Here is a 16,332-nt window from a genome sequence, read left to right as displayed (position 1 = left end):
GTAGTTTCCGGTTCCCAACGGTTCCGTTTCGTCGTCGAAGCCGTGGTCGGGGTTTTAATATCTCGAAATGGAAGCTTTCCACGACGATGGAGAACTTCGACGGCCGGGAGTACAGGCGAGTCGTGCACCGACTCGCGGGCAAGGTTCGGGAACGGGTCGGTTCCAGGATGAGCATGCGCTCCGCCCTGTACCGGTCGGTCGGCGAGTGTATCGGCAATCTCTGGAATCGTGACGTGTCGCTTCGCGTCTGTGAACTCTCCGAACAGGACTCCGAAATCGAGATGGTGACCGAAATCGTCGCCGAGGACGAGACCGAGACGCACGCCGATTACGAGGTGTTCGTCCGCGCGATGGCGTTCTCGGTCCTCGAACAGGACGTGCGCGAAGCGGTCGAAAACACGGTTTCCGTCGAACGGGAGACTGACTCCGGAGCAAACAGACGCGAACTCGGCGGCTAGACCATACGTTTACGCGCCTTCGGGCCGTGGTGACTCTATGCCCAGTCCCACCCGCTCCGACGAGGAGTTCACGTCCTGTGCTAACTGCGGCAAACTCGTCAACCTCTCGGAGTACCACCCGACGGTGGTCGTTCGACACAGCGTCACCGCCAACCAAACGGAGAACGTGACCCTCCACTTCTGTAGCGAGGACTGTCTGGACGAGTGGACCGGCCCGTTCCCGTGACCCGATTTTCGCGGTAATCTCTCCTTACCGGTCGAACGCTCACCGCGTTTTACCCGCCCGCTCGACGTTCTCGCCGCATGGAGTTCGAACGCCCGGAATCGCGCTGGAAACGCGCCGCCATCATCGGCGGCATCGCGCTCGGCTTTCTCGCCGCTTCGTTCATCGTGCTTCCCGTCGCGCTGCTCGCGGTCGAGTTCGTCGCGGGAATCGTGGTCGGACTCGTTCGCGTCGTCACCGAACCTCGTACGGATCGGCGTCCGGCATGAAGCGCCCCAAATCGACCGTCTGCTGGTAGTCCGAGGACAGGATTCCGTTCAGTCGCTCCCGAAGGCGGTCGCCGTCATTCGGTCCCCACTCGCGCGGGTCACGAACCGGGACGACGAGGAAGCCCCGTCCTTTGATCTCCTCGGCGTGGAGCGCCGCCATATCTGGGCCGTCCCGTCCGTCGCCGATTCCGTGTTTTTCGGCTTGCGCCGTGAACTCCCAGAAGACGTGTTCGGTCGCTGTTCGGCCGACCGGAAGCAGGATGTGTGCGGCGATAGCCCTGAGTTCGGCGTCGAAAAACCGCTCCATGTCGTCGTACTCTCGCGGCGTGGGTTGCCGACCGTCGGGCAGCCTGCACATGTGGAGGTAGCTCATGAACAGGTTCGCGATGGTCGGCCGGTTGCTGTACACGTCGCCGATGAGGCCGACCTCGTTCAACACCGGCTGTAGCGTCTCCCCGACGGGGCCGCCGGTAAACGGCACGTTCGACTCGATGCCGCCGTGCGCTCCCGGATGGTCGCCGATGAGGTGGAAGTCCGCGTTCGCGTCGCCGTAGCCGAACACTGCACAGTCCCCGTCGTGTGTGACGTTACACTGGCAGGGTGGTTGCATTCCGAACGGATTGCTCGTCCGTTCATCCTCGTGAAGCCATTGCACACCCTCCGTAGCAGTCCCGTATGAAAAAGCGCGTCGGTCCGCGAAACCGCACCGCTGTCGGGTTCAACGGACGTTCGAATGGAGTCGTATTTCCGAAAACCGGTAGACCTGAATTGGAAGATGCATCGGGAGATGCACCGAACCAGAGACACAGAGCTGTAGATTTTGACAGGCGCAAAGCCGTGATTTTTCGCGGGTCGTTCTTCGAATCCTATTCGTTCCCTCCTGTTTGGTATGACATAACACATAGTACAACGGCGAGATTACTATTTAGTTCTTGTGGTGATATTGGGCGATAAGCTCTGCCAATGATTTCCCAATTTGCTAAAAACAATTCAAATGGGATTTTCCAACCGAAATAATTTGAATATCTTGTTTCCTATGCCTCCGTTCTCACCGTCGCCGTTTTCCCTCCTTCTCCGCTGTTCTCTCTTCTCTCCTTCTCCGCTGTTCTCTCTTCTCTCCTTCTCCGCTGTTCTCTCTTCTCTCTTTCTCCGCTGCTCTCTTCCCCCTCCCTTTTTGTTTTCTACCCGATACTGTGCGGTCCGGAGCAGCGCATCCGCGCCGCTCCAGTCTGTTTCACCATTCTCCGTACACTCACTGGACTTCATCCCGCGAAAAACAGCAATTCGGTCCGATGCCCGCTACTTCTCGTTCACTTCCAGCACCCGCCCCGCCGCGATGGTCTGGCCCATGTCACGCACCGCGAAACTGCCGAGTTCGGGAATCTCCGACGACGGTTCGATGGACAGCGGTTTCTGCGGTCTGACGGTGACGACGGCGGCGTCGCCGCTCTGGATGTAGTCGGGATTCTCCTCGACGACTTCGCCGCTGGCCGGGTCTATCTTCTGGTCGATGGACTCGATGGTGCAGGCGTCCTGTGCGGTGTGCGCGTGGAAAACCGGCGTGTAGCCCGCGGTGATGACCGACGGGTGTTGCATCACGACGATTTGGGCCGTGAAGGTGTCCGCCACCTTCGGTGGGTCGTCCGCCGGACCCGCGACGTCCCCGCGCCGGATGTCGTTTTTGCCGACTCCGCGGACGTTGAATCCGACGTTATCCCCCGGTCCCGCTTCCGGGACCTCCTCGTGGTGCATCTCGATGGTTTTGACCTCACCGGTCACGTCGCTCGGTTGGAAGGACACCGAGTCGCCGATGTTCAACATGCCCGTCTCGACGCGTCCGACCGGGACGGTTCCGATGCCCGAAATCGTGTACACGTCCTGAATCGGCAACCGAAGCGGCGCGTCGGTCGGCGGCTCCGGCATCGGCAGGTCGTTGAGCGCTTCGAGGACGGTTTCCCCGTCGTACCACGACATCTCGTCACTGTGGTCCACGATGTTGTCCCCGCGAGCGCCGAAATCGGGATGAACGAAGCGTCCTCGGTGTCGAATCGGACCTGATTCAACAGCCCCTTTACCTCGTCTACGACCTCGCGGTAGCGGTCCTCGCTGTAATTCGCGGCGTCCATCTTGTTTACCGCGACGATGAGTTCGTTGATGCCCAAGGTGCGCGCGAGGAAGACGTGTTCTTGCGTCTGTGGCTGAACGCCGTCGTCCGCCGCGACGACGAGGACGGCGTTGTCCGCCTGACTCGCGCCCGTAATCATGTTCTTCACGAAGTCGCGGTGGCCCGGCGTATCGACGATAGTGAAGTAGTACTCGTCGGTGTCGAACTCCTGATGGGCGATGTCGATGGTGACGCCGCGTTCGCGCTCCTCGGCGAGGTTGTCCATTACGTAGGCGAACTCGAAGCCGCCCTTCCCCTTCTCTTCGGCTTCCTGTTTGTGCTGTTCGATGACGTGTTCCGGGACGCTCCCCGTCTCGAAGAGGAGTCGTCCGACTAAGGTGGATTTTCCGTGGTCGACGTGACCGATGATCGCTAGGTTCTGATGTGGTTTGTCTGGCATACCCCTTTCCCCCGTATCGAGTACGTATCGTGACGAATGAGCAAAACAGTTGTGCCGGTTCCCTACTCCCCGCTGCGCCTCGTCTTCGTCATTTCCCGCCGTAGCTCCCGTTGAATCTCGTTCGTCGAAAGGCCGTCCTCACGCGCCTGTCTGGTAAGCCGGTGTAACACTTCGCGGAACTCCTGCTCGTTCTCGATTCCTCCGTTCGCCACTGCTTCTCCCTCGTTCACTACTGTTTCATCCCCCCTCATACCGTTCGCTCCCGATTTGTTCGTTCCCGCCTCGCTCGCAACCGCGCCGCTCTCCACTCTCTCGTCCCCCACCGTCCCCTTCCTCTCGGTCGGTTTCACTTCCGTCGAGTCGCGTTCGCGGTCGCTTTCGGCGGCGTCTCCCGTCCGTCCGGCGAGGACCGCGTTGACCGCCGCGCCGAACAGGATGACGATGCTACCGACGTAGAGCCAGACGATGACGAGGAGGATCTTTCCGACGGTTCCGTACAGGCTGGTGTTGTACGCCGAGACTTGCGCGTACATGTGAAACACCGAGTGGAGGACCTGCCATCCCACAGCCGCGATGGCGACGCCGGGGAGGATTTCTCCGATTTCGACGTCGATGTTCGGAAACACGTAGTACATCGGGAGGAACGCGATGCCGAGGACGAGTATCGACACCCCCTCGGCCAGATACTCGTCGAACGGCAACCGCTGTGGCGTCGAAATCGTCGCGCTGGTCACGCCGATGGTGACGACGACGAGGACGAGCGCCACGAGGACGACCACGCCGTCCTCCAGTTCGTCCCTGAACGAGGTCTTTCGCTCGACGTCGTAGATGTCCGCGAACGCCGCGTCGAGTGCCCGAAAGATTCGAAACGTGCCCCAGAGGAGCACCACGACGACGACGAGCGAGTCGCCCGGCGACGGTGCCCCCGAAATCGCGTTTTGCAGGAAGATGTTGGCGCTCGCCGGGAGGTAGGACCCGATGTCCTGTATCAACCGTCTCGCGAGGGTTTCGCTCCCGACCGCGGAGACGATGAGCGTCAACAACAGAAGCACGGGAAGCAGGGAGACGAAGGAGTGGTAGGCGATGCTCCCCGCCATGAATTTGATGTTCTCCTCGTGCACTTCCCGCACGATGTCCCGCCCTAAAGAGACGACGCGCCGGAGTCGAGGGTTCATATCCGATATACGGTGAGCGACCCTAAAAGTTCCAACCGTGATTCGCGTCCTCCCGTTTGCCCCCTCCCGCCGTTTTAAGCCGACGAGGGCCAACCCTCGGGTATGAAAGCCGCTGTGTTGCGCGAGTACGGCGAACCGCTTTCCATCGAGGAGGTGCCGGAACCGACCCCCGACCCGCACGGCGTCGTCATCGAAACCGAAGCCTGTGGCATCTGTCGAAGCGACTGGCACGCGTGGCAGGGCCACGGCGAATGGGCCGACGACCAAGTTCCAATCGGGCAAATCCTCGGCCACGAACCCGCCGGACGGGTCGTCGCGGTCGGCGAGCAGGTCCGGGACATCGGCGAGGGGGACCGAATCGCGGTCCCGTTCAATCTCGGCCGAGGCTACTGCGGGTACTGCCAGAACGGCCACGGCAACGTCTGTGAAAACGGCATCGCCCTCGGCTTCGAGGAGGCCGCGCCCGGCGCGTTCGCGGAACGGGTTCACGTTCCGTCCGCCGACTACAACGCGGTGCACCTCCCCGAATCCGTCTCGCCGGTCGAGATGGCCGGGTTGGGCTGTCGGTTCGTCACGGCGTACCACGCGCTCGCCCACCGCGCCGACCTAACGCCGGGGGATTGGGTCGCGGTTCACGGGTGTGGCGGCGTCGGCCTCTCGGCGGTTCACGTCGCCGACGCGCTCGGCGCGAACGTCCTCGCGGTGGACTTGGACGCCGACAAACTTGACCGCGCGCGAGACCTCGGCGCGGACGAGACGGTGCTCGCCGACGCCGAGACCGACGTTCCGACGACGATTCAGGCGCGACTCGGCGGGGCCGACGTCTCCATCGACGCGCTCGGCATCGCCGAAACGTGTCGGAATTCCATCGACTGCCTCCGCCCGCGCGGTCAACACGTCCAACTCGGGTTGACGACGGACGCGGAACGCGGCGAGGTCTCCCTCCCGACGGACGCGATGACGATGCGCGAAATCACGTTTTTGGGGTCGCGCGGGATGCCGCCGTCCCGCTACGACGAACTGCTTCGCATGCTGGAACGGGACACGCTCTCGCCCGGTAAACTCGTGACGAACACCGTTTCTCTGGCCGAGGTTCCCGACCGCCTCGCCGCCATGAACGACTTCGAAACGTCCGGCATCGAGGTCGTCGAGTTCTCCGCGTTGTCGTAGCTCGAAAACCCTCCGGAATAAATATAAATTTGACGACACATCTCCAGTATGTCTCCCACAACTGAATCCGCGGAGGGCCTTTCCCTTCGGTGCGTCCTCCTCATCGCCCTCCTCCTGCTGGCGACGCCGCTCGTCGCGTTCGTTCTCATCGCCGGAGCGCTGACGGCGGACGCCGGTCTCGGCGGGTGGTTGCTGTTGGTCGTCGCGCCGCTGTCGCTCCTCGGCACCGGCCTCTGGCTGTTGGCTGGCGGGTCGCTGCGCTGGCCGAAGCGTGTCGATACGTCCGCGTAGAAGGAATTCGCTCGGGCTCGGTTCCGTACCGCTTCGTTCCGGTCCTACACCGGCACTTCGTTCAAGCAGTTCACTTGCTCCCAGTCGCCTGTATCGTCCAGTCGGTAGAGCCGCTGTCGGGCGTCGGGGATGTACACTTCCTCGGTGACGGCACCGATTTCCGTCAGGTTCTCCAGTGCGCTCCTGACCGTCCGCGCCGAAAGTCGTGACCGCTTCACGATTTCCTTCTGCGTGTGGGCGCCGCTGTACTCCAACACTTTGAACACGAGCTTCGCGCTCGGCGGTAGCTCACATAGGCAGGTCAGGGTCTGCTTCTCCATACACGGTTCCATGGGTGCCAGCCACTAAACCGCTCGCTAACTGCACGGTAACCCGGTATCATGCATGTCACCCGACGGTAGGAAGTTCTCCCAACGATAGGGAATCTCACACATGTCACCGGAAAAGCGTAGGTTCTTTCATTGATGACTGCGAATATACGCGTATGCAGCCTGAACTTGCAAGCAGGACGCGGTCGGGGGACCTCGACCGACTGTTCTGCCAGGTGTGTGGGGAGCGTTTCGATGCCGACGCCGCGACGGACGACGGGTGGCACTACCAGTGTCCGAACGACGACTGTGACGGCGCAGGCATCCGTGAAGACCTGTATCCGGTTCGAGACGTCCTTCCGTCCCGTCGATAACCGATTCCGACCAACCGTCCCGTTTTCTTTCTCCCCACGTTCGATGGAAACCATTTACCTCTCCCGCTACACCACAACCAACATCGTATGCGGTTCGACAGCTTTCTGATTCAGGCACTCGCGACGCTCATGCTCTTGGCCGGGCTCGTCCTCACCGGCTACGCGCTCCTCCAGCCGCCGCAAAACACGACGACCTACACGCTCTCGCTGGAGCAGGTGGAGAAGAACGAACCCGGCGTGCGCTCGTCGTCGGTCAAATACGGGAGCCTATCGAGCGATGCGCGGGTCGCTTTCGGCCGTGCCAAGCTACAGGGTTCGTATCAACTATCGGACGACCCGCCGGGGTCACTCGAAGACCACTCGTTCGTCATCGAGGGCGAGCAGGTGTACGCGCTCTCCATCTCCGAACGCGAACACATCACGGAACGGATGGCGACCCTGTTCGGCGGCACGATGGCCGCCGTCATCGGGGCGTTCATCTTCATCTCGTGGCTCGACGTCCTCTCCGGATTCCGCCCGAACAAAAACTAAATCGGCGCTGTCACGCGGTTCCGTTCATCTCGTCGATGTCCTCCCACAGGGCATCCGCGAACTCGCGCCTGAGACGAAGGGCCTCCTCGTGTGGCAGCGTCCATCTCGCTTCTATCTGCTCCGAAATCGGATAGTAACGCGTCACGTCGAACCCCATCGTCGTCAGGTACTCCTGAACGCGAAGCGACCCGACCCCCTCGCTAATGGCCGCGGTGCTGAGTCCGCGCAGTTCCGGGAACGGTGGGACGCCTATCTTCTTCGACCGAATCCCGGTTTCCCCCACGACGACGTCCTTGTACGTCGTCTGTTCCATGAGTTCCGCCACTTCTCCCACGAGACGAACGATTTCGGTCGGCAGCGCGGTGTCCGGCGCACGCCATTCGACCGTGGGCGAACGATGGCGGAGTCGAACCGGCGTCAGTACTGCGTCCTCCCGCTGGAAGTGGTCGGTGAACGTCCCGATGTCGATGCCGCGCTCTCGTGCGATGATTTGGAGGACGTTGTACTGCTCGTCGATTCTCGCTTCCCACTGCTCCTCGCTCTCGACGTAATCCCACAAGTCGCGGTAGCGAGCGAACGTCGAATGCGATTCGTACCGATACACCGCCGCGCGCGACGAACAGGCCAACTTGCTCCCGTTGTAATACGGCGAGGAGCAGACCAACGCGAGTGCGGGGTCGAGCGCCGTCAGCAGGTTCAACTGTCGCACCGTGTCCGTCTTGTCGAAGTGAACGTGTGTCCCCGCGCAGTTCATCGCGTACTCCATGTCGTCGCCGTACATTCGTTCCAACAGTCGTCCACGCTCGCTCGTGATGTCGAGCGATTCGCGGGCCAACGGCGTCCCGAGCGGAACGAGTGCCAATCCCTGTTCGTCCGCTTTGTCGCGCACGGCTTCGAGAACCGACCCGAACTCGCGCCGTAGTTCCGCAATACTCGATACGGGCGGCGTTTGAACTTCTATCAGTGGCGCGACGAACTCCGGGACGACGTAGTCGCTCACTGCCACGAGGTCGTCCGTTTCGGTTGCCAATTCTCCCGATTCGTCGATAACCCAATACTCCGATTCCAATCCTATTTTCATCCATCTCCCCCCGGTCGATGACGGAAGACCGTCGAAACAGCAGTCCGAACCTCCGAACGTCATCGAACGATGGTTATAGTACGCCGCTTACATTCTAATAAGTTACGAGAATTATTTCATGTCAGAGCCCCCAGAACGCCACGATTCCTGCCACAGTCACAACCGACAGGAGTAGTTGGAGCGGCGCGCCGATACGGAAGTAATCCGTGAACTTGTATCCGCCCGGTCCGTAAACGAACAGATTGGTCTGGTAGCCAACCGGTCCGAGAAACGATGTCGAAGCGGCGAACGTCACTGCGAGGACGAACGCGAACGGGTTGGCGTCGATTCGGGTCGCCGCCTCGACGGCCACGGGAATCATCAGGACGACGCTGGCGTTGTTGCTGATGACTTCCGTGATGAGGCCCGTGGCGATGTAGAATATCCAGAGGACGGCCACGACCGGGAGGTAGTTCGCGCTGGCCGCGACGAGGCCGCCGAGCAGTTCCGCGCCGCCGGAGTTTTCGAGGGCGACGCCGAGCGGAATGACGCCCGCCAGCAGGAAGATGACGTTCCACTCGACCGATTCGTACAACTCGCCGGGTTTCAGGACGCCGGTGGCGACCATCGCCACCACGCCGCCGAGCGCCGTGACGAGGATGGGGAAAGTCCCGAGCGCGGCGAGCGAGACGACCCCGACGATGATGGCGAGCGCCGCCGGAATCTTCTCGGTTCGGTAGTCCGGGTCGCTCACTTGGTGGGCCACGATGAAATCCCGATTCGCCGCCAGTCGGTCGATGCTGTCGGCCGACGCCTGCACGAGGAGCGTGTCGCCGACCCGAATCGTCACCCGGTCGAGACGCTCGTGGATGACTTCGCCGCGGCTCCGGAAGGCGAGGACCGCGGCGTCGAAGCGCTCTCGAAACGTCGAACTCGAAAGCGTCTCGCCGACGAGCGAGGACCCGGAGGGTATGACGACTTCGACGAGCGTCTGTTCCTCGCCGGGGTCGATTTCCGCCTCCGTCGGCGTCCCCGCGAGCGTCAGATGTTCGAGCGTCGTCAGCGTACTTAGCGTCTGCTTGTCGATTCGGAGCGTGAGCACGTCACCGGCGCGTATCGTCCGCTGACCGATGTGTTCGATGAACGTCTCGTCGTCCCGAACTAACTGGATGATTTCGGCGTCGAAGACGGCCTCGTCGATGGCGTCCTCGACCGTTTGGCCGACGAACGGCGACCCCTCGGCCACTTCGACTTCCGTGAGGTAGTTTTCCATCTCGTACTCCTCGATGTAGTCTTCCTCCGGCGGGACGCGTTCGGGTAGGAGTCGGTGGCCGACGAACAACAGGTAGAGTCCGCCGACCACGAGGACGATGAATCCGAGTCCAGTAAACTCGAACATCGAGAAGGGATGGAGTCTGGCGTTCCCGGTCGTCTCGGCGAGTCGCCCCGTCACGTTGCTGGCGAGGATGTTGGTCGAGGTGCCGATGAGCGTGAGCATCCCGCCGAGCATCGAGGCGTAGGAGAGCGGGATGAGCAGTTTCGACGGCGAGGTCTTCCCCTCGTGTGCGAGGTCGGTGATGACGGGCACCAGAATCGCCACGACGGGCGTGTTGTTCACGAACCCGGACGCGGGTCCGGCGACGCCGATGGTGGCGAACAGCTGCTTTTTGAGGTCGCTTCCCGCGAAGTCGGCCAGCCGACTACCGAGCAACTGGACGACCCCCGTTTGGCTGACGCCCGCGCTGAGGATGAGCATCGCCAGCACGGTGATGGTCGCCTCGTTTGCGAATCCGGAAATCCCCTCAGTCGTGCTGATTCCCGTCCACGGTTCGAGCACCATCAGCGTGACCATTATCAGAATCGCGGTCACGTCCACGGGAAGCAACTCCGTCGCGAAGAACACCAGCGCGATGAGGACGATGGCGAACACCACGAGCATGTCCGTCGTCACAGTCGCCAACCCGGTCTGCATCATATCCCCGTGTACGGATTTTCGCCTCAAAAAGATTGGTGATAACTTATGAAAATTCAATAAAGATTATTTAAAAGGAATTTAAGACACCTTCGTGTGAATTATTTCACGGCGCTACTTTCGATATTCGGGTTCGCCACCGCCGCCTTCGTCGGTCTCGCCGCGCTCGTGGTTTTCACCACCGCGACCCTACCGGCGTGACTTCGTGACTACTTGAGCGTTCTATTTTTCACTGAATACTATCAGAGAATACTATTTCATACTATATTCTACTATTTCATACTTATTTCTACCATCTTACACTGTATTCTCCTCCTCCACTCTCGTCCGAGCGGTTCGAAAATCGGTTTCTATGTCCACCGCACCGCACACGTCCTTATCGAACCGCACCGCACCTCTCCATCGAACCGCTTTCTCTGCTTCGCCGCTTATTTCCCTTCAATCGGCGACGTGGCCGCCGTTCGCCGGATAGCAGTCGAAGTCGGCGGTTTCACAGTCGCCGCTCTCGGACTCGACTTGGATGGTCGCGTGACCGATGTCGTGGCGTTCGTTGAGGGCGTGGCGGGCGGCGTCGAGAACTGCGTCGCGGTCCGCGTCGTCCGCGACGACGACGTGGGCGCTACAGGCCAAACTGCGGTTGGTGAGCGCCCAGACGTGCACGTCGTGGACGTCGATTGCTCCGTCGAGGTCGGAAAGCGTCCCGGTGATGTCGTCCACGTCCACGCTGGACGGCGTGCCCTGCAGGAGGATGTTGACGCTCTCGATGAGGAGGTCTTTCGCGGAGTACAGGACGAGCGCGGCGATGACGAGGCTGAATATCGGGTCGAGGACGTAGAGGTCGGAGACGTACAACCCGACGCCCAGCGCGATGGCGGCGAGGCTTCCGGCGGCGTCGGTCAGCAGGTGGAGGTAGACGCCCTCGACGTTGAGGCTGTCCCGGCCGCCGTGGAGGACGTACGCCCCGGCGAGGTTCGCGCCGAGTCCTACGACACCGATGACGATTGTGGGAAGCGCCTTCACGTCCTGCGGGTTCTGGAACCGCATGACGGCCTCGTAGGCGACGTAGACGACGATGATGACGAGGAAGACGCCGTTCGCCAGCGCGGCGAGAATCTCGGCGCGTTGATAGCCGTAGGTGCGCTTCGAGTCCGCATCGAGCGTGGCAATCCACGCCGCGAAGAGCGCGAGGACGATGCTCGCCGAGTCCGTGAGCATGTGCCCGGCGTCTGCGAGGAGCGTGAGCGAGTTGGCGTACAGCGCCCCGACGATTTCCACCACGAAGAACGCGGTATTGATGACGAGCGCGATTTTCAACGCTCGCCGGTTCCCCGACCCCCCGTGGCCGCCGTGACCGTGACCGTCGTGGTCGTGGCCGTGACCGCCGTGGCCGTTGCTGTCGTGATGGTGGCCATCGTGGTCATGGTCGTGACCGTGCGAGTGGTCGCTCATGTGGGAACGAAACCGCTTCTCGGGTATTAATTCCCCTGTCAGTGTTCCGGGGTAGAATAGCAGTCTCTAGCAACTGAATGGGTCTGTGTTCACAACGCCCGTCCGTTGCCCCGGGACCTCACTTCACGAGTCGCTCGACCAGTTCGATTTCGTCCGCCGAGAGTCCGTAGGCTCGATAGACGAGTCGGTCGATTGCCGCATCCGTCCGCTCGATTTTCGCGTCCACTTGTGCCGCGGACCGACACCGCTCCGCGAACGCCGTCGCTGTTTCGAGCGACGGGAGCCGAATCGATTCGAGTCGGTCGAGCGGCGAGATGGTTTTCCGTGCCTCCTCGGTGAACCCGTCGCTTTCGACGTGACGCGGAACGTACCACGGGAGCACGTCGCGCCACTCCTCCCGCCCGTCGGCCTCGAACACGAGCGCTCGAATTGGTTCCGTCTCCGCGAACCCCCACGTATCGGTGGCCCGCTCTTCCGCGGGGCGATAGCGCGCCGTCGCCGAGAACACGAGTTCGTCCACTCCTCTCTCGACGCTGACGTCCCCGACGCGAAGCCCGTCCCGCGTCGTCGTCGTCTCGGCCAGCGGCGAGTCGGTGCCGACCCGCCGAACGAGGTCACCGAGTCGCGGGCCGTCGTCCTTCTCACCCTTATCCTCTTCTGGACCTTCATCTCCTTCTGGACCCTCATCCTCCTCATCCTCATCGCCTCCGGGAAGGCGGATTTCGATGTCCGCCCGCGCCTCTCGAAGCCGCTCTAACCGTTCCGTCAGCGCGACCAGTTCGTCGCGCTCTCCCTCGCCGTCGGGAATCGGCAGCCGATTTGCGAACATCGGCTTGAATCGGAGATAGCCGCCGCTGACGTGCGTGCCGCCGTACACCTGCTGAAACCAGCAGGCCGAAACCGTGGCGTTGATGACCGCGAGGAGGTACCGTAGCGGCAGGTCGGAACGAGGGCGGGACCGGACGCTGAAGAGGGTGTTCAGCGCGTACGTTCCGGCGTCGTCGTACGTCGCCACGGGACGGTCGCTGATGTCCCGGAGGAGCAGTTTCTCGCCGTCGAAGACCGTCCGGTCGCGTAGGGCACCGTACTCGCCGTCGCCGATGAGCGACGGGTCGAACCGAACCCAGTCGCCGTCCCACTCCAATCGGTAGCGCGAAACGTCCCCCCCGCCGACGACTCGTTCGCAGTCCGGTCCCAGTTCGTCCACGACGAGCTTTTCCCGCACGTTGCCGGTGTGGATACCCTCCGTCATATCGACGTGCGCTCCGAGTTCGTCGAACTCCCGGACGAGTCGTTCCGCCAGCGACCCGAACGAGGGGTCGATACCCACCGGAATCACCCGGTCGCCGAGCGCGTCCACGAACGACCGGGAGAGCGTCGTTTCCGCTGTTTCCTCCGTCCCGTTGCTCGACTCCCCCCGCCGAATCGATATCTCCTCGGTCGGGCCGCCGCCGGAGTCGAACGTGAGAACCAGCGGGTAGACGCTCGCGTCGGCGAACACCGTGCCGTTCGACACGTCGAGCAGTTCCACCAATCGGTGCTCGTCGAGCAGTCGGTCGCGGAGGGGTCGCCCGTATCGCGCCGTCGTCCACTTGTTCGGGACGATACAGGACACCCGCCCTCCGAGTTCCGCCATGCGCTCGACGAACGGCACGTAGAGGTCGAACGACCCGGTCACCGTGTCGTACCGCTCCCGAAGATCGTCTTTTCGCTCCGCCGGGAGATGGCGGCTTCGTACGTAGGGTGGATTGCCGACCACGGCGTCGAATCCGTCCCCGTCGAATCCCGCCGCGTCCATCCACTCCGGGTTCGACGCGAGCGCGTCGCCGACGACGAGGGTATCGTCCGGCCAGACGCCGGTTTCGAACCACACGGCCGACCGTGCGAGTTCGACGGCCAGCGGGTCCACGTCCACCCCGAAGACGCGGTTCTCCGCGACGAACTGACGGGCTCGTTCGCTCTGCTCGTCGCGGGATTCGGCCAACCGGTCGATGGCGCAGGTCAGAAAGTTTCCGCTCCCCATCGCGGGGTCGATGACCCGGGCGTCCTCCCGTCCGTGGAGCGCCCGCGAAACCGCGTATTCGACCACCTCGCTCGGCGTGTAGTACGCTCCCGCGGACACCCGCCGCGTCGCGTCTCCCGTGAGACGAATTCCGCCGTCTTCCATCTCGGGTACGTAATCGAGCGACCGCTCGTACGCGCCACCGAGTCGCCGAAACGACAGCGAATCGTACGCCAGCGAGTCCAACAGCGCGTGCAATCGTTCGTTCGCGTCCTTCGACAGCGAGTCGAAGCGCACCCGCTCGTCCCGGAGTTCCGGCCCCTTCGCAAACGGCGGTCGGTCGCGGTCGCGTGCCGCCGCGAATTCGGTGACGAGGCGGTCGAACACGCCGACGAGGGCGGCGTCGAACGCCAGTTCCGGTCCCGCCGCTGTCGGTTCGATTGTCACGAGCAATTCGTCCGTGGCGAGTTCGAGGGCGCGCCGGACGGTCTCGTCCACCGATTCCGTAGCACCCGCGGCCGCTCCACGGTGCCGAGTCATTAGTTTCACAACGCCCGCCACCGGGATAAGTTTACTCCGCGTCGGACGGCTACTCCGCGTAGAGCGAGTAGGCGATGGCGGCGAAGCCGAGCGCGGTCAGCGTGCTTTCGATGACGAGGACGAAATCCCGGTTCACGCTGAACGCTTGGTCAGCGAGTCCGGCGAGCAGAGCGCCGAGGGTGACGACGCCGAACCCGATGGCGAGCGACCTGAGTGCCGGTGAGCCGGTTCGGCGGTACGCTTTGAACGCGAAGTACGTTATTACGCCGCCGAGGACGAGCGTGAGCGTCTTGAGCGTGATGACGATGACGGTGACGTTCATGTTTCCTTTCGCACCTCCGTCCAGAGCCGTTCGAGGCGTTCGTCGGTGGTCTCCGGTGGACGGTCTATCGACACGTCGAATTCCCTCTCGTCCGTCAGCGAGATGTTCACCGATTCCACCGTGATTCGGTATCGGGAGGTGTGATGACCGTCCTCCCGAATCTCGGTTCGTTCGTCGACGAGGGAGGCTTCGCTTAGCATGTCGAGCTTTCGGTAGAGCGTCGAGAGCGGGATGTCCGTCGCGTCGGCGAGTTCCCGCGCTGTCATCGGGTCGCGTAATTCCATGATTATTCGTCGGCATGCGGGGTCGTCGAGGGCGTCGAGGACGTCCTGTAATTCGGGCGCATCGTCTGCCAAATCCCGCACCATTCACCCGACCTTTCGTTGCTCGGCACATAATAGGTTCGACTACCCCCATCGTTCGCATCTGCTGAGAACCATCGAAAAAGCGGAGGACGGTACGGCGACACACACCACGACTTCCGCTGTTCAGCGGAGGAAGCCGAGCAGGCGGTACTCGTGGTCGGGAACGTACCGTCGGAATGCTAAGCTGTTCGTCAGGACGCTCACGCTGGAGAACGCCATCGCGCCCGCGGCGAGCGCGGGCTGGAGCAGACCGAGCGAGGCCAGCGGAATCATGGCGGTGTTGTAGCCGAGCGCCCAGAAGAGGTTCTGCTTTATCTTCGAGAGCGTTCCCGCCGAAATCCGAATCGCCTTCACCACGTCGCGCGGGTCGTCGCGCATCAGCGTCACATCCGCGGCCTCGATGGCGACGTCGGTGCCGCTGCCGATGGCGGTGCCGACGAACGCCGCCGCGAGCGCCGGGGCGTCGTTCACGCCGTCGCCGACCATCATCGCGTTCTCGCCGCCCGCTTGCACGTCCTCGACCACGGCCGCCTTCTCGTCGGGGAGCACCTCTGCGCGAACGTTTTCGGGGTCGATGCCGACCCGTTCCGCGACTGCGCGGGCGGTCCGCTCGTTGTCGCCCGTGAGCATGAGCACGGTCAGTCCGCGCTTTCGGAGGTCCGCGACGGCTTCCTTCGCGCTCGCCTTCACCTCGTCTGCGTTGGCGACGACGCCGAGGAGGCGGTCGTCGAGCGCGACGAGCATGGCCGTCTTCCCCTCGCGTTCGAGCCGTTCCATCGTCTCCTCCGCCGGGTCGGTGTCGATTCCGGCCTCCCGGAGGAGTTTCCGGTTGCCGACGAGCACCTCGCCGTGGCTCGTCTCCGCCCGGATTCCGTGGCCGGGAACGTTCTCGAAGGAACTCGGGTCCTCGATTTCGACGCCGCGCTCTTCCGCACCCGCCACGATGGCCTTCGCCAGCGGGTGTTCGCTTCCCCGCTCCGCGCTGGCCGCGACGGAGAGCACGAGTTCTTCCGTCGTCTCGGCGTCCGCTGTCGCTCCGAGTACGTCCGCCCCGCCGTCCGCCATCGCGGGGTCGGTTTCGTCGGCAATCGCCACCACGTCCGTCAACTGCATCTCGCCCTCGGTCAGCGTCCCGGTCTTGTCGAAGACGACCGTCTCCGCGTCCTTCACCCGTTCCAGCACGTCGCCGCCCTTGAACAGGACGCCGGTACGCGCTCCGATGGCCGTTCCGACCATCGTCGCCGTCGGGGTGGCGAGGC

Annotated in this window: 18 protein-coding genes and 1 pseudogene; 7 read left to right on the top strand and 12 right to left on the bottom strand. The window is 62.7% G+C overall.

Translation table 11 applies throughout. The annotated features are described in order from the left end of the window. Positions 1 to 86: 86 nt before the first annotated feature. The 3 genes from BG842_RS14195 (at position 87) to BG842_RS14185 (ending at position 950) form a co-directional block, all read left to right on the top strand. Positions 87 to 458 (top strand): hypothetical protein, encoded by a 372-nt coding sequence (locus BG842_RS14195; RefSeq protein WP_069451235.1) that lies wholly within the window; start codon positions 87 to 89, stop codon positions 456 to 458. Positions 459 to 495: 37 nt separating this feature from the next. Then, complete coding sequence (locus BG842_RS14190; RefSeq protein WP_069451234.1) at positions 496 to 684, top strand: hypothetical protein; 189 nt, start codon at positions 496 to 498, stop codon at positions 682 to 684. A gap of 77 nt (positions 685 to 761) precedes the next feature. Continuing rightward, a complete protein-coding gene (locus tag BG842_RS14185) occupies positions 762 to 950 on the top strand; it encodes a hypothetical protein (protein ID WP_007982122.1) in 189 nt (62 codons plus the stop codon). On the opposite strand, the gene BG842_RS14180 is transcribed toward BG842_RS14185, so the two are convergent. The 4 genes and pseudogenes from BG842_RS14180 to BG842_RS14165 form a co-directional block, all read right to left on the bottom strand. After that, on the bottom strand, positions 916 to 1,560 hold the full coding sequence (locus tag BG842_RS14180) for a uracil-DNA glycosylase family protein (RefSeq protein ID WP_069451291.1): 645 nt from the start codon (positions 1,558 to 1,560) through the stop codon (positions 916 to 918). The two genes, BG842_RS14185 and BG842_RS14180, sit on opposite strands and share 35 nt — an antisense overlap. Positions 1,561 to 1,940: 380 nt before the next feature. After that, a complete protein-coding gene (locus BG842_RS14175; protein ID WP_069451233.1) occupies positions 1,941 to 2,216 on the bottom strand; it encodes a hypothetical protein in 276 nt (91 codons plus the stop codon). A 33-nt stretch (positions 2,217 to 2,249) separates the two neighbouring features. After that, a pseudogene (gene tuf, locus BG842_RS14170) lies at positions 2,250 to 3,514 on the bottom strand (translation elongation factor EF-1 subunit alpha). A 62-nt stretch (positions 3,515 to 3,576) separates the two neighbouring features. Then, positions 3,577 to 4,689: a YihY/virulence factor BrkB family protein gene (locus BG842_RS14165; protein ID WP_254663175.1), complete on the bottom strand. Its 1,113-nt coding sequence runs from the start codon at positions 4,687 to 4,689 to the stop codon at positions 3,577 to 3,579. A 102-nt stretch (positions 4,690 to 4,791) separates the two neighbouring features. Here BG842_RS14165 and BG842_RS14160 point away from each other — a divergent pair, with 102 nt between their 5' ends. Further along, positions 4,792 to 5,859 (top strand): zinc-dependent alcohol dehydrogenase family protein, encoded by a 1,068-nt coding sequence (locus BG842_RS14160; RefSeq protein ID WP_069451232.1) that lies wholly within the window; start codon positions 4,792 to 4,794, stop codon positions 5,857 to 5,859. Positions 5,860 to 5,907: 48 nt separating this feature from the next. Next, on the top strand, positions 5,908 to 6,150 hold the full coding sequence (locus BG842_RS14155; protein ID WP_069451231.1) for a hypothetical protein: 243 nt from the start codon (positions 5,908 to 5,910) through the stop codon (positions 6,148 to 6,150). Positions 6,151 to 6,194: 44 nt separating this feature from the next. On the opposite strand, the gene BG842_RS14150 is transcribed toward BG842_RS14155, so the two are convergent. Continuing rightward, positions 6,195 to 6,470: a transcriptional regulator gene (locus BG842_RS14150; protein WP_026177947.1), complete on the bottom strand. Its 276-nt coding sequence runs from the start codon at positions 6,468 to 6,470 to the stop codon at positions 6,195 to 6,197. Positions 6,471 to 6,634: 164 nt separating this feature from the next. On the opposite strand from BG842_RS14150, the gene BG842_RS14145 reads away from it, so the two are divergent. Both BG842_RS14145 and BG842_RS14140 read left to right on the top strand, forming a co-directional pair. Continuing rightward, positions 6,635 to 6,832, top strand: coding sequence for a hypothetical protein (locus BG842_RS14145; RefSeq protein ID WP_018129055.1), 198 nt, complete (start codon positions 6,635 to 6,637; stop codon positions 6,830 to 6,832). A gap of 87 nt (positions 6,833 to 6,919) precedes the next feature. Next, positions 6,920 to 7,363, top strand: a complete 444-nt coding sequence (locus BG842_RS14140) for a hypothetical protein (protein ID WP_069451230.1) — start codon at positions 6,920 to 6,922, stop codon at positions 7,361 to 7,363. Between the two features lie 10 nt (positions 7,364 to 7,373). Here BG842_RS14140 and BG842_RS14135 read toward each other — a convergent pair whose 3' ends face one another. The 7 genes from BG842_RS14135 to BG842_RS14105 form a co-directional block, all read right to left on the bottom strand. After that, the gene (locus BG842_RS14135) at positions 7,374 to 8,507 is read right to left on the bottom strand and encodes a glutamate-cysteine ligase family protein (RefSeq protein ID WP_175424161.1); all 1,134 of its coding nucleotides are present in this window, start codon (positions 8,505 to 8,507) and stop codon (positions 7,374 to 7,376) included. Between the two features lie 58 nt (positions 8,508 to 8,565). Beyond that, positions 8,566 to 10,398 carry an SLC13 family permease gene (locus BG842_RS14130; RefSeq protein ID WP_069451229.1) on the bottom strand — a complete coding sequence of 611 codons (1,833 nt, stop codon included), beginning with the start codon at positions 10,396 to 10,398 and terminating at the stop codon, positions 8,566 to 8,568. A gap of 435 nt (positions 10,399 to 10,833) precedes the next feature. Continuing rightward, complete coding sequence (locus tag BG842_RS14125) at positions 10,834 to 11,844, bottom strand: cation diffusion facilitator family transporter (RefSeq protein WP_069451228.1); 1,011 nt, start codon at positions 11,842 to 11,844, stop codon at positions 10,834 to 10,836. 118 nt (positions 11,845 to 11,962) lie between these two features. After that, positions 11,963 to 14,386 carry an Eco57I restriction-modification methylase domain-containing protein gene (locus BG842_RS14120; protein WP_254663174.1) on the bottom strand — a complete coding sequence of 808 codons (2,424 nt, stop codon included), beginning with the start codon at positions 14,384 to 14,386 and terminating at the stop codon, positions 11,963 to 11,965. A 49-nt stretch (positions 14,387 to 14,435) separates the two neighbouring features. Next, positions 14,436 to 14,708, bottom strand: coding sequence for a hypothetical protein (locus BG842_RS14115; protein ID WP_007977093.1), 273 nt, complete (start codon positions 14,706 to 14,708; stop codon positions 14,436 to 14,438). Next, positions 14,705 to 15,076: a transcriptional regulator gene (locus BG842_RS14110; protein WP_069451226.1), complete on the bottom strand. Its 372-nt coding sequence runs from the start codon at positions 15,074 to 15,076 to the stop codon at positions 14,705 to 14,707. The genes BG842_RS14115 and BG842_RS14110 overlap by 4 nt, the downstream gene beginning before the upstream one ends. Positions 15,077 to 15,196: 120 nt before the next feature. After that, positions 15,197 to 16,332: heavy metal translocating P-type ATPase (locus BG842_RS14105; RefSeq protein WP_139136128.1), on the bottom strand; the 1,136-nt coding region annotated here is incomplete at its 5' end.

Source organism: Haladaptatus sp. W1 (genome assembly GCF_001723155.1).
In the GTDB taxonomy this organism is placed as follows: domain Archaea; phylum Halobacteriota; class Halobacteria; order Halobacteriales; family Haladaptataceae; genus Haladaptatus; species Haladaptatus paucihalophilus.
This window is presented reverse-complemented; position numbering and strand designations above follow the sequence as displayed.